Annotated in this window: 7 protein-coding genes; all 7 read right to left on the bottom strand. The window is 47.3% G+C overall.

Annotated elements, in window-relative coordinates:
• Positions 1-65 precede the first annotated feature (65 nt).
• The gene (locus VM802_RS11505) at positions 66-1,550 is read right to left on the bottom strand and encodes an MBOAT family O-acyltransferase (protein ID WP_325530499.1); all 1,485 of its coding nucleotides are present in this window, start codon (positions 1,548-1,550) and stop codon (positions 66-68) included.
• Positions 1,537-2,814: a GDSL-type esterase/lipase family protein gene (locus VM802_RS11510; RefSeq protein ID WP_325530501.1), complete on the bottom strand. Its 1,278-nt coding sequence runs from the start codon at positions 2,812-2,814 to the stop codon at positions 1,537-1,539. The genes VM802_RS11505 and VM802_RS11510 overlap by 14 nt, the downstream gene beginning before the upstream one ends.
• Positions 2,789-4,192 carry a GDSL-type esterase/lipase family protein gene (locus VM802_RS11515; protein ID WP_325530503.1) on the bottom strand — a complete coding sequence of 468 codons (1,404 nt, stop codon included), beginning with the start codon at positions 4,190-4,192 and terminating at the stop codon, positions 2,789-2,791. Before VM802_RS11515 ends, VM802_RS11510 begins: the two co-directional genes overlap by 26 nt.
• A gap of 24 nt (positions 4,193-4,216) precedes the next feature.
• Positions 4,217-4,792: a glucosaminidase domain-containing protein gene (locus VM802_RS11520; protein WP_325530505.1), complete on the bottom strand. Its 576-nt coding sequence runs from the start codon at positions 4,790-4,792 to the stop codon at positions 4,217-4,219.
• A 279-nt stretch (positions 4,793-5,071) separates the two neighbouring features.
• Entirely contained in the window at positions 5,072-6,820 is a 1,749-nt protein-coding gene (gene aspS, locus VM802_RS11525; RefSeq protein ID WP_325530507.1) for an aspartate--tRNA ligase, read from the bottom strand.
• A gap of 127 nt (positions 6,821-6,947) precedes the next feature.
• A complete protein-coding gene (locus tag VM802_RS11530) occupies positions 6,948-7,997 on the bottom strand; it encodes an NAD(P)/FAD-dependent oxidoreductase (RefSeq protein ID WP_325530509.1) in 1,050 nt (349 codons plus the stop codon).
• 136 nt (positions 7,998-8,133) lie between these two features.
• Positions 8,134-14,163: an alpha-2-macroglobulin family protein gene (locus tag VM802_RS11535; protein WP_325530511.1), complete on the bottom strand. Its 6,030-nt coding sequence runs from the start codon at positions 14,161-14,163 to the stop codon at positions 8,134-8,136.
• Positions 14,164-14,229 lie beyond the last annotated feature (66 nt).

Raw genomic sequence — 14,229 nt, forward strand, 5'->3', positions numbered from 1 at the left:
TTTCTATTATAATTCTCTACAATCTTCGCTCATCACCCGAATCATACCAATCAAAAAAATCCCAGTTAGAATTGGAAATAAATAGGAATCATTGGCTGCGTGCTTTTCACCTGTACCAGTAACCATATAAATACAACCATGAGGGCAATACTACCCACAACCGGTACACGGCCAAGGAACCTCTCCAATGAAAATTCTGCTTTCGAAGGCATAAAGTGCAGCACAAATCCCAGCGCCATCACCCAGAACACTGCTGTGTAACCTTTATACAGCTCTGCTAAGATCTCTGGCTGGAAATCGTATACTACCTGGTGAATCAAAGACCAGGCGTCGTGGAAGGTGGCCGCCTTGAAGAAAACCCAGCAGAAACATACAAAGTGGAATGTAAGCAGTACTCCCAACACCTTCAACACGCCCGCTTTCCAGCCGGTGAATGTTTTCTTGGTACGCTTCAGCCAATCGATGCGCACTTTATCAACACCAAGAGCAACACCATGCATACCACCCCAGAAGATAAAGTTCCAGCTGGCGCCATGCCAAAAGCCACCAATCAGCATAGTAAGCGCCAGGTTAACGTACTGACGCACCCTGCCCTTGCGGTTACCTCCAAGTGGAATATAAAGATAATCACGCAACCAGCTCGACAATGAAATATGCCAGCGGCGCCAGAACTCAGTGATAGAAGAACTCTGGTAAGGCGAATCAAAGTTAGGCGGAATCTTGAAGCCGGTCCACCGGGCAATCCCCAGCGCCATATCCGAATAACCGGAGAAATCACAGTAGATCACTAACGCGTAACCATATACGCCCAACAGGCACTCCAGACCGGTGTGTTTGCTGGGATCATCAAAAATGTATTGTACAAAGTTCTGGTAGATAAAATCAGAGATAACGATCTTCTTAAACAACCCTCCCATAATCAGGTACATCCCCTTCCCCATATCTTCCGAATTGAGACGATAGGGCATCGAGATCTGCGGAATAAAGTCGGCCGCACGCACAATAGGCCCCATCATTAGTTTCGGGAAGAAGGACAGGAAAAAGAGATAATCCATGAAATGCTGTACCGGCTTAATCTCTCCACGATATACATCAATAGTGTAACTGAGGTTTTCAAAAGTATAGAATGAGATCCCTATCGGCAGCAGCAGATGCAAAGGAGTTATATGACCAGCTGTAACATCGTTGATAATACCAATGAAGAAGTCGGTATACTTGAAGTAAAACAGCAACCCGATATTGAGCACGATACTCAATATCAGTAATGATCTCTTCTTCACTACGTTCTCCGTGTTGTAAATCCACCTGGACAGGTTAAAGTCCACTATGGCGGAAAGTATCACCAGCCCCACATAGAAGCCGCACGCTTTATAGAAGAAATAAAGAGAAAAGATGGTGTATACCCATACGCGTCCCTGCTTGCTGCGGCTCACCGCAAGGTAGCACATCAGGAATAACGCGAAGAAATAAAAAAAGAAGGCGCTGTTAAATAGCACAGGATCTTTCGGATCATACAAAAGTTCTGATAACAGCTTATTAACGTTGATCATCGGAGGTTACTGGATTTTTCTTTATTTCCTGTAAATACTTAGTATAGGATTGTTGTAATGCTTCATATAAGAGTTGTCCCTGCAACTGGTAGCCTCTTGTACTGAAATGAATATGATCTCCGGCCCATCCTCCTGCAAATCTGCCACTCTCTGCCTTGTTGACTGCATTGAAATTCCAGCAGGCAATACCATGCTGTCTTGCATATCCCATAATCTGCTGCGTAACCATAGCGATGTATGGATTAGGATAATATGCGGTTGTGTAAATAGTTTTATACTTCCTCTTGCCAATCTTCTTCCTGGTCGCATGACGCACTGCTCTCATACAATCCGGTGGCGTGGTAAGCAGAATGCTGGCCCCCGGCTGTTGACGGCGGATCAGCTCCACCATTTTATCAATCTCATCACGGAACTGCAAAGGATCAAAACGGCTGTATGCCTCATTGGTTCCCAGCGAAATGATAACCAGTTGCGGCTGCAGCACTGTCATCTGCGCCAGCAGTATATTACTCAGGTCATTGTAATGTTGATACATCGCGCCGTTGATGCCCACGCTATGATACAGCACTCCATTACGGCCGTTTCTCATGATGGCCCCATAGAACCGGAAAGGACCGGAACCTTTACCTTCCCAGCGAACCTGGAAGGATTGATTGGTTTGCTGGAAATCCAGTGTAGCCATGCTCAGCGTGGGTGAACCGGAAAACGGTGTAGGCGTCACCGTTATAGCAGCATCGCTACATATAACAGAACTATTTTCAATACCGGCGTCATAGAAGAGCTGTACTTTACGGAAATTGTTATCCATCTCAGTACCATCTTTACCGTTGAAAGCAAGCGTAGGTGCACTGGCCATAGTATTGATGGCGATCGCGCCGGGCCCCAGTACAGGCGGTTTGTAGCGGTCTACCAGCCTTTCAGAACGCCAGGGAACAGTACTGCTCCAGCGATAATCTTCCGGTCCGTTAGTGCCTGCTACATTATAGGGAAATACAAACCCTCTTCCGGCACTGCCAAACCGCTGTTGCAGCAGCGCGCCGGTAGCAAACGGAAAGTATCCTGCCTGTACATGTGAATCTCCCAGGTGAAGAATAGACACTACATTACTGTCAGCCTCCGATAAACGATTAAAAACACGATATAAAGCGGTATCCTGCTGTATAGTGTTAACCGCGTTCTGTTGGGCATAAGTTGCAATGGTGGTGAGTAACAGTAAAAGCCCTGCTACCAATCTCCTCCTAAGGTTGTAAAGCCCTGTAATCATTCATAATAGCTTTATACAGCAGCGCTCCCACCCTGGCCGCTCCCTGTCTGTTAAAGTGTGTATAGTCCTTGTTGGCCAGTACGGTATCCCCTTCAACCCAATGAGTCATAGAACCTTCCCCACCCATGGCGGCAAACAGGTTCCAGTAAGCCGTACCATTTTCAGCCGCCAGGTCATGTTGCACTTTCAGTAACGCTCCCACACCTGGCGCTGTTATATAACGATCACTTTTTTTGTAAGATTTATCAGCAGTACCCACAATCAGGAAAGAAGTACCGGGAAGATCATTGCGCAAGGAGTCTACCACTTTTCTCATTGGACGCTCATACCAGCTATAGTCTGTCAGCTCCGGACGAAACAGCACATTGGCGCCGTAATGCAGCACCACCAGATCATACGGGCGTTCCTGCTGCATGCGGCGAACCATGTCCGCAGAAAGATGCCCCAATTCCACTCCGCTGATACCCCTGAAAGAATAGTTATCCACATAAATACCCTGCTCCTCTTCAAAGCAAACACCAAAAAGAGGCGCAGCAGGGCCACCAGCATATTTCAATACGATAGACGGGAACCCGGTATCCTGGCGGAGATCCAGCTTGTTCACAGGCGCACCGCCAGAAAGCGTATATGCTTTATCGTTAATACTTACAGTGGTTGCTTCAGCAGGACCATACAGCAAAGAAACCTCATCAAATTTATCCAGGTGAGGCTTACGCACCGGTGAATACTTCACCCAGCTATCAGAGCCAGGATAAAAAGTATGACCAGAAAAGCCAAGGGTAATATCAGATGGAGGCGAATTCTTGTAGTGATAATCTTTCCAGTTGCCGGAAAAAGTATGATTGATAGTCGTTCTGAAAGAAGCCACCACAGAGGTTACCGGCACAAAGCCAACACCCGCACCGCCAAAATAGGTCTGCAGGCTGTCACGCAGATCAGAGGTGATCAGATCCCCTTCAATCATGGAGTCCCCAAAATAAGCAATGCGCACTTTCTTACGCTTTCCCTCCTTCAGCTCCCGCAACGCGGTCAGGAAACGCTGGATACCAGCAGTATTATCACCTGTCTGCGGAGAAGCATAATTAAGTATTCCACCGTACGACATGAAATCGTGAACAGCATCCGGATTCGGAGCACCAGCTTGATTAGTTGCTGTAGCCGAATCCAAATGAGAAGGCTTACCACCGGTTTTATCAGTGGTAAGCCCTTTATGATCAGTACCCGGATTTGCCGTTCTCAATTCCGACAACATATCCAGTTTCCTGAATTGAAAGTCTTTGTATGAAAAAGTGTAGTTGAGCTGTGACAGTGCCAACAGACACACAAGTGATCCTACGATAATGAAAAACGGGTAGGCAGACTTATTTTCGCCAGACATAATCTTCTAATGAATCTTTTGCGCTCAGCGTTCTGCAGTAGCTGGCGGCATGCCTACGGTTAACCACGATGCTCCCCGGGCTACGCTGTCCATTCCTGCGTCCAGCTTATACAATTTATAACGGTTAATAATAGCAGTTACTCGCCTGATCCATTCATTTCCAGCAGAAGAATAACCACTATGGTTCATATTAGTCAGCCAGACCTTATGATCGGGGTTACCCTTTACACGGCTGAACCATTTCTTCTTCGCCAACAAAGCTACAAAATGTTCGTAGGATGCCAGGTCACTCAGATATTGTTTATACCTGGAACGATGACCCGTTTTTGTCTTTGCCAGATCATTCTTACCTACAATACCAAAATGGTTATGCAGGACTTTAGCATTCTTACTTGTACCTGTACCAGATTCCAGCATGGCCACACCCAGTATCACACTGGCCGGCACACCTGTTTCCTGCATCAATTGTACGGAAATCGGTTTGTACTTTTTCAGATAATTGTTCGTGGACTGTTGAGCATACCCAACATTGCTGAGCATCAGCAATAAAAACACCGCACATAACCATACTTTCCGCCTGAGGAATTTTGTTGTTCTCATGGGAGTATTTTTTGTATCAGGTGATAGATTGTTGTTTGTTTTCAGCATCATTTTCTTACCTCACATATCAACGATGATCCTAAAAGTCACACCGCAATATTACTTTAAAAAATTAAATAATACGTCTTCTCTCTCTTAATTTCTTCCCTACCCGTTAATTTATTGTTAAAAAAAATTGTCCCTCATATTTGCACCAATCCCCTTTGATGCGTCTTTTTCACACACCAAAGGGGACTTTTCGCATAAACCTCCGCTATAGGCAAATACTATGCCGGGCTATTATCTTACCAGACTAATCCGTAATTCATCAAGCTGTTTCTGATCTATCTCAGCCGGTGCATCCAGCATTACATCGCGTCCCGAGTTGTTTTTAGGGAAGGCGATAAAATCACGGATGCTTTCACTACCACCTAACAGAGAGCATAAACGATCAAATCCTAAGGCAATACCACCATGCGGCGGCGCACCATATTCAAAGGCTCCCAGCAGGAAGCCAAATTTGTGTTCTGCTTCTTCTTTAGACATACCCAGCGCTGCAAACATCTTCTGTTGTAAATCACGCTGGAAAATGCGGATGGAACCTCCTCCTATCTCTGTACCATTTAATACAATATCATAGGCATTGGCCTTAATACCAGCATACTGGGACTGATCGTCCATCAAAGCAATATGCTCCGGCTTAGGGGATGTGAACGGATGGTGACGGGCCACCCAGCGGTTTTCTTCCTCTGCATACTCAAACAGTGGAAAATCTATAACCCACAACGGCTTAAACACATTTTTATTGCGGTATCCCAGGCGTTCACCCATCTCAAGACGAAGCTCGCTCATCGCCTTACGGGTACGCTCTTCTCTGCCAGCAAGCACCAGGATCAGATCCCCAGGCTTCGCCTGACATTTTTGCGCCCACAGCTTCAGCTGCTCCTCATCAAAGAACTTATCCACAGAGCTTTTCAGGGTGCCGTCAGCATTATACCTTACATAGATGAGGCCGCTCATACCAATCTGCGGACGTTTTACCCACTCAGTCAGATCATCCAGCTGCTTACGGGTGTACTCCGCACAACCTTCCGCAGCAATGGCCACCACCAGCTCAGCTTCATCAAACACTTTAAAGCCTTTATTCTTCGCCGTATCGTTCAGGTTCACCAGCTTCATCTCAAAGCGGATATCCGGCTTGTCGTTACCATAATACTCCATGGCATCATCCCATGTCATACGTGGAAACGCACCTTCAAACTCAATACCCTTTATCTCTTGAAAGATATGCTTCACCATATCTTCAAATGTGGTCAAAATGTCCTCCTGCTCCACAAAGCTCATCTCACAGTCAATCTGTGTAAACTCCGGCTGACGGTCTGCACGCAGATCCTCATCTCGGAAACATTTCACAATCTGGTAGTAACGGTCGTAACCGCTTACCATCAGCAACTGCTTGAATGTCTGGGGCGACTGTGGCAGGCCATAGAACTGGTTAGGGTTCATGCGGCTGGGTACCACAAAGTCACGGGCGCCTTCCGGAGTAGAACTGATCAGGAAAGGCGTCTCTATATCCATAAAACCCCTGGCGTGCAGATAATTGCGGGCAACGCGGCCTACATTATAACGCAGCTCCAGGTTTTGTTTTACCACATTGCGGCGCAGATCCAGGAAACGGTATTTCATGCGCAGCTCATCACCGCCGTCCGTATCATCCTGAATAGTAAAAGGCGGAGTTTTAGCTCCGTTCAGAATGGTAAAATCATCAATAGTGATTTCTACATCGCCGGTCGGGATATTTTTATTCTTACTGGAACGCTCAGTCACTTTACCGGTTACTTGTATAACAAATTCGCGGCCCAGAGGTTGAGCATCCAGCTTAACATTCAGATTTTCTCCAAACAGCAGCTGTGTAATGCCATAACGATCGCGAAGGTCAATGAAAGTGATGCTTCCGAATTTCCTGATGGTCTGTACCCATCCGGCCAGTGTTACTTCCTGCCCCACCTGTTCTATCCTTAATTCCCCGCAAGTGTGCGTCCTATACATGCGTAAAAAGTTGATTTTAAAAGTTTTATGGTTGAAATTGGGGATAGGCTGCCAACTGCTGTGACCACTTCCCAGTTATTCAGCCATACCTGTAAGGGGGGCAAAGATACGGTTTGCTGCGGGCATTTCAGCCCCGGGAGATGTTAAAATATCGTTCAAGACTGATTTCCCGCATCAGCAGGGCATTACCAGAGAGCACCTCCGCGAAATGCGCTGCCATAAAGGGCGCCAGCGAACACCCTTTAGTACCTAACCCATTAAACAAGCCGATGGCAGGGTACTGTGGATGTAACCCCACTATGGGCCTGCGATCATTACCGGAAGGACGTACAGAAGCCAGCTGCCCCTGTATTTCATATGGCGCCTTCAACAGCTGCCCCAGGTTTCTTTCCAGTATTTCCCGCTGTTGCAACGTTGGGGCTTCGTTCTCATAATCCCATACAAATGAAGAACCCGCCCAGAAAAGACCATCTTCCTGCGGTACCAGCGTAATACCTTTCTTAATAATATCGGCCGTATCCAGGCCAGGAATACGCACCAGCAAAACTTCTCCTTTATTAGGCAGAAACTTTACCTCTTTGAAAAAAGGACTGGCAGCCGTGGCCATCCCGTCACAAAAAATAATTTTATCTGCCTGTATATCTTCATAAACAACACCCGTACCTTTTACTTCCAGCCGGTCTTGTTGAAAATGACTGCTAACGAGCGCTTCACGCGCCTCCAGGTAACTCCGCCAAGCCGGCAGCAAAGCCCGCAGGTTAACCGTAGCCCCTCTTACAATAGCAGCCCCAAAAGGCTGGTCCAGCAGCCCCTCATATCTCAGCTGTGCCGGCATTTCCGTATAGGCGTTACCATTTGTTTTACTGATAAACGCATCCCGCATCTGCTGCGTCGGAAAAACAGACCACAACTCCCTTTCCCTGAAAACATCCACCTGCAGCAGCTTTCCCATCTCCTCATAGGTCGCCCTGGCAAACGGATAAATAGTATCATACATCCAGGCCGGCTCAAAGCGGCGGCCAGACACAGGATTAATAATCCCTGCTGCCACCCGTGATGCACTGTTCGCTTTTCCATCGTCCATCATTATCACACGCTTGCCCGCACGCAGCAGAAACCAGCTCAGCATAGTACCGGCGATACCTTGTCCTACAATCAGATAATCCACTCTTTTCATTTCTTTATTGGGATATTTTTTTATTTAGTTATTTAAAATGCAGCGGAGACCGGAATTGTATGGTATAGACACCAAACTCCGATCTCCGCTGCATTTTAAATAACTAAATATCAAAATCAAAAAATAACTACATATTTCACTGCTCCGCTACCTTCACATTCAGCCCTTCGCTATGAGCACTGAACTCTGGCGCATACATACACTGTGCAGTACTGATGCCATTGGAGAACTTGCCCTGATGGGTAACAAAAAGCGTGTATTCAAACACGTAAGTACCTTTAGGCAGATAACTGAAGAAAAAGTCTGTAGAAGCATCACGGGTGCTCTCATAATAGCTGACCCCATTCTGCCATTTGCTGCTGCTGATTACATTGGTAGGCTCAAAACAAGCCGCTCGCATGTCTTTCAGATGAACGTACTCCATCGTTCTGTCAGCACGCAGTATAATCCTTACTTTCACCTTGTCTCCTATTTTCAGCTGGTTGCCGTCAGTTATTTTTGTGAGCACCGGACCACTGTTACCATTCACTTCTTTGAACAATTCTTTTTCCAGAACCAGCGGAGTTTTGGCAGCTGTTATTTTATCCAGCTGTTCAAAATACTGCCAGTATACAGCTCCCCAGGAAGGTTGCCCCTTGCTGTCCTGCACGGTTACAGTGATATTACCCATATCCGCTTTTACTGATTTAGCTTCAATACGTTCTTTGAAGTAACCAGTGCCGGCTTCTGTTTTACGGTCGCTGCTTGTGATGGTGGTTTTGCCCAGCTGAATACTCACTTGTGGTGCTGCGCTCAACCAGTTATCGCCTCTGAGCAACATAGCGTAGCAGGCATCAGCAGTAGCTTTGGTGGTATTCCAGTTATTAGTCTGTTTGTTTTTCAGCAGCCATGTTTTCATATCTGCTACGGCAGCTTTATCATCACCGGTGATTTCGAATGCCTCGATCAACAGCGACTGGGTTTCAATCGGCGCCTGGTACCAGCCATAACCGGCCGCTATGTCTTTCCAATACATCCCCAGCTCCTTGTTATTCATAGCATTCTCTTTCAGCGACTTTAATATAGCCGTTGGCGTTACCTTGTCATTCTTTCTGTACAGCGCCAGCGCAATCATACCCTGTGAATAACGGCTTTGTTTGGTCCAGAACTGTTTTGCCTGCGCAGTATAGTAATCAAAAGATGTGCGCATGGCAGCAGGCACCGGACGATCAAAGAAGCTACGCGCATACAGGTAGTGTATCTGAATGTCATTGATCTGCTGTTTTTTCAGATCTGCCTTGGCATGCACCAGCTGATAATAATCCTTATCCAGTAATTTATCGAGATAATCTATTGCTTTGTTGGCAATGGTTTCCGTCTGTGGATCTTTGGCTGAAGACAGCTGTTGCAGACGGCCAATACCAGCCAGGATATATTGTGTGATGAACCTGTCTTCCCACATGCCGCTGAACCAGGGGAAAGCGCCATTAGGTAACTGTTTGCCAGCCAGCTGGTCCAGTGCTTTTTTACGCTGGCGCTGCATGTTTTGCAGATCAAACAACAAAGCGATATTTTTCTTCTGCTGTGCTTCGTTCTTTGCGTCCAGCACCCACGGTGTCTGCTGGAGCAACAGAGATTTCAGTTCTTCATTCTTCTGAAGATTACTCATCAGCGCAGCGGTATCTGTAGTCTTCCATTTGTTGAACACCTCCTTGATACCAGGCGTAACATTTACAATATGCGTAGCCAGTGCATTGGCGTAGTAACGATTAAATACCTGCTCTGCACATTCATATGGGAACTCCATCAGGTAAGGCAGCGCCTGTACCGCATACCACGCAGGATTACTGGTGTATTCCACTGTCAGCGCGTGCTGTTGGAGCGTTTGAGAAGAATCTGCATGCAACAGCTTTTCAAATTTGAATTCATGCTTTCCATCACCACGAACCGGCAGCGGCAGTGATTCTGTAACCAGCATGGAATTGGTAAGCACGGGTATCGCATTTTCCTCACCATCGCTGAAGTTGCTTGCCTGGGCAGTGATGCGGTAAAGCAGCGCACTGTTAAATCCATGAGGAATCTGAACAGGGAATGCCACCACAGTGCTTTGTCCTGCTTTGGCAGTGAAGTGCTGCACCGGGAAAACGTTCTGGAACCAGCCATCTACAGGTTGCATGGTAGTGGCATCCAGCAGCTCAAGGTGTGCCTGGCCTATCTGTAATGTATCAGAGAGGTTACTCACTTTGGCAGTGAATTCAATCTTATCGCCTTCCCTTACAAAGCGCGGTGCGTTAGGCTGCACCATCAGCTCTTTCTGGGTAACGATACTTGCGCCCGCATATCCGAATGCAAGATCCTTCGAATGGGAAAGTCCCTGGAAGTTCCATTTGGTAAGTGCTTCAGGCACGGTGAACTCAAAAGAGATGTTACCGTCTTTGTCCGTACGGAGATCGGGCAGGAAGAAGGCCGTTTCCTGGAAGTTCTTACGGATGTTAATACCACCGGCATCTCCCGTTTGTGCAGGAGCTTTCTCCGCTTCAGCATTAGCTATAGGAGCCGCGGCGGGCGGAGGTGCAGAAACCGTTGCATCCATGGCTGCCTGGGCCGCAACAGGAGCACCTTTTGCCAATGCCATATGTTGAACTCTGCCCCTTACACCTGCTGCCATTTCATACATCACCGGAGGTCTTCCACCACCATAATCAGACATCGCCCAATCGAAGAAATTCAGCTCATCATATGTTTTACCAACGGCAGTTGGATGTTCTTCACTTGTTGGAGAATACCAATACCCGGAGGTAATCATCCTGAAGTTGTCGTAAGCATTGATCTGACGGTTAGGATAGAGTACAGGATATATATCCGGTATAGCCCAGTGATGCGCTCTGAATGCATCCAGCGATGCATCATACATAGACGCCACCATTTCTGCTGCCACTTTCTCTCCTTTATAACCGGAGATCTGTACGCTCCATTTCTCTTTCTCACCAGGCAGCAGCTTGTTACGATGTGCACCCAGTTTTATGCTCAGTTCTTTATTATCCCACGGTACAAGTACATTCTTTGTTATGTTGTAAAAGCGGTTGTCTTTCACAAATACATATTCGATATATACGCCGCCGCGATCTTTCTCCGTAATTCCGTAAGTAGCTTTTTTAATACCGGAGAAATCAAGCGTGGTCGTTTCTTCCGGCTGGTCCACTCGTTTCAATGTCTGTATCACATGCAGATCCTTGGCGGATGTACCTAGTGTAATTGCGGCATTTTGTCCCGGCGTAGCTTTTTCCTCCTGCTGATAATCCCAGATGTAGGCAGGCGCCGTCAGCGCAGTAGCATTGGGATCAACCAGCTCAAACACCTGTTTCTGGGTAACCGGCTGACCGTCTTCGTCTTTCGCACTTACTACGAGTTCATAATAACCAGGAGCCAGTGTTTTGTTGTCCAGTGCTATTCTGCCGGAATCATTGCTGTTGGCGCTCTTTTGCAGTATGGCTGCTTTGCGTGGCCAGCTTTCCTTTTCATCCTCATCTTTATAAATATCTACAGGAAAGTCCTTCACATAGGCGTCTTTACTGATCACAAACTGATCAGGCTTCTCCCAGTAACGCTGGCGCAGCAGGCGCTTCGGCGTTTCCAGTTGTTGCAGCTGTATGTTCAGGGCTGTCTGCTCAAAGGTACCGTTGAGATTACGGGTATGCACACGGATCTCATCCAGCTGATCAGGGCGCAGGCGTGCTTCTGCATTGATGGCAATTTCCAGCGACTGATAACCGGCATTGATCCATTTATCACCGCTGCGCGTTTCGCCATTAATGTCTGTAACGTCAGCGTAGATAACGTAGGAGAAGATAGGTTTGGAAGATGGATCTATTGACCTGTCCGGCACCGCAGGAAACTTCACCGTGAAGGCGCCGTTGGCATCTGTAGTGGTGGTGCCGTGCGCTATTTCACGGGTAGATCCAACCGGGCCAATCTTGTAATACAGCCATGCATAAGGGAAACGTACCCTTCTCTCTACACGGTATTTCACAGTAGCGCCGTCAATATTATTACCGGAGTAAGCCAACGCTTTGGCAGTGGCTGTAATGTTATCGCCTAAACGATAACGCTGTTTCACATTGTCAAACTCTACATAGAATTTAGGTCTTTTGTATTCTTCCACCTGGAAAGAAATCGAACCGTTGGTTTTGCTGTCATGTATCCGGAAGCTGCCATTCATGCGGCCTTCAGGTATCACGAATTTACCGGAGTAAGAACCAAATTCATTGGTTTGCACTGCAATGGTATCGAGCTTTTCACCATTGGCATCGTGCAGCCTCACCGTAGTTTTATAACTGGTGAGTATATCGCTGCCGGAGCCTTCTGCTTTGTGTTGTATTACAATACCTTTGAAATATACCGTCTGCCCCGGCCTGTAAATGCTTCTGTCAGTAAAGAAGAAGGTGGTAGGCTTCATGGGTGCGGCTTTTCCGGGCCGCGCGTTGTATATGTATTTAAAGTCATCCAGGAACAGTTCATCATTCTTACCGATCCACTGGAAACGTACATTGCGGTTTTCACTGAAGGTAACACCACCGTCGGCAGCTGTAACATACGACTGCACAACTTTCCACTGGTCTTCATCATTCTGGGATACATTCTGTACAATGTTCAGCTTCAGCCCGGCCAGCGGCTTACCCGAAGTACGGTCCAGGGCATAATACCTGTTTTCACTTCCGGCATAGCTGATGGCTGATACCCAGGTCAGCTGCATCGCCACCGGATTGTCTTTCAGCGCAAAAGCAGGATCTACACTGGAAATGATCATATAATGACCGGCAGGCAGTGCATCAATTTTGATCTCAGCTTTATGCTCCACATAATCTTTCACATCCGGCAAGGGCTGCTCCCAGCTCTTCAGGGGCAGACGGGCCAGTATCAGTTTCCAATAACCGGCGCCATTGTCCCTGTAATCCCTTTGTGCTTTACGCAGCTCTTTCAGAAAACCTTCGTCCACCTTTACCACGCGCAGTTGCAGCTTGCTGATATTCCTATACTTCACCAGCGTACGGAAAGGCTGCAATGGCACATTCACCTGTTCTGTAAAAAGCTCTATTGACGGACTATTGATCTGACGCAGAAGCTCAGCGCAATTAACGCCGCCCGCAGATTTCGGTGCAAGGCCTATCGCCTGCTCACAAATAGCCCTGGCCTTTTTCATCGCGTCGGCTCTGCCAGGCTTATGCTCGTCCTGGGCATTGGAGTAATACCAGGTAGCCTGCATATAAAGTGCATCGGTAACACCGGGGAGGCCTGCGTAGGCTTTGGTGATGTTCTCAAGGCTCTGCTGGTACAGTTCATCCTTATTATCCATCACTGCTATCTGGTTTACATATTGCACTCTTTCGAGGTCAATATCCAGGAGGGCAGCTTTGTCATTTTGATGCAGGCGTATCAGTTGTTGCAGCAATTCTACCGCATGGTATTGCAGGGAAGCGGTATCAGTGGCGGCAAAATGGTGGGCTGCAAAGGTGGCAGCGGGTGCAAATGCAGCCGGATCATCCAGCTCAAACTGATCGGCAGGTTTACTGAGATTGCTTTCCCCCGATTTATAATACTCCAGGGCACGGTGGGCCAGCAAATCATAGAGGTTAGGCCGTAATGCACGGCTGTTACCTTTTACCAGGATGGGATCAAAAGTGCTGAGGTCTGTTTTCTCCAGCAGGCTTCTTTGTGAAAGCGACGCCTGATAACCGGCAGTGATCTCGCGGTTGAGGCGTTCCATGCCCCAGGTGGTCATATCCTGACTTTCATCGCCTGCAATGGCAGTGCGGTTGTAAAGACGGTAGCGGTTGTTCTGCATATAGCGCAGCAACATTTCAGCCCTGATGCTTTGCAGAATGGCGCGTGGGGCGCCGCTGGCAGCGGCAATCTGCTGGTCTATCTTCTGCAGGTTCTGAATAACACTGCTGTCGCTCACCGCCGAGTTGTACTTCATCTGGTAGATGAGCGCTTTCAGCTGCTGTGCATCCGATTTCCCTTTGACGGCCTGCTGGTAAATCTTATTTACTTCTTCCAGTGCAGATTGAGGCAACCCTTTTTCTTCCAGTTCTGCTACTTTTTTCCAACTGTTGTCATAATTAATCTGGGCCATCATTTTATTACTGGTAATGATTAAAACAATGAATAATCCAAAGAATAAACGCATATGAGATCGTTATTTACAGTAAGTTACTTCATTTATATACAGGATGCAGGTTACAACCAGGTTTCC

It is taken from the genome of Chitinophaga sp., from assembly GCF_035538455.1.
Lineage (GTDB): Bacteria > Bacteroidota > Bacteroidia > Chitinophagales > Chitinophagaceae > Chitinophaga.

What these genes read in the sequence shown, in the direction of transcription:
- VM802_RS11505 (WP_325530499.1), bottom strand. Translation starts at nt 1,550, where the DNA reads ATGATCAACGTTAATAAGCTGTTATCAGAACTTTTGTATGATCCGAAA.
- VM802_RS11510 (WP_325530501.1), bottom strand. Translation starts at nt 2,814, where the DNA reads ATGATTACAGGGCTTTACAACCTTAGGAGGAGATTGGTAGCAGGGCTT.
- VM802_RS11515 (WP_325530503.1), bottom strand. Translation starts at nt 4,192, where the DNA reads ATGTCTGGCGAAAATAAGTCTGCCTACCCGTTTTTCATTATCGTAGGA.
- VM802_RS11520 (WP_325530505.1), bottom strand. Translation starts at nt 4,792, where the DNA reads ATGAGAACAACAAAATTCCTCAGGCGGAAAGTATGGTTATGTGCGGTG.
- aspS (WP_325530507.1), bottom strand. Translation starts at nt 6,820, where the DNA reads ATGTATAGGACGCACACTTGCGGGGAATTAAGGATAGAACAGGTGGGG.
- VM802_RS11530 (WP_325530509.1), bottom strand. Translation starts at nt 7,997, where the DNA reads ATGAAAAGAGTGGATTATCTGATTGTAGGACAAGGTATCGCCGGTACT.
- VM802_RS11535 (WP_325530511.1), bottom strand. Translation starts at nt 14,163, where the DNA reads ATGCGTTTATTCTTTGGATTATTCATTGTTTTAATCATTACCAGTAAT.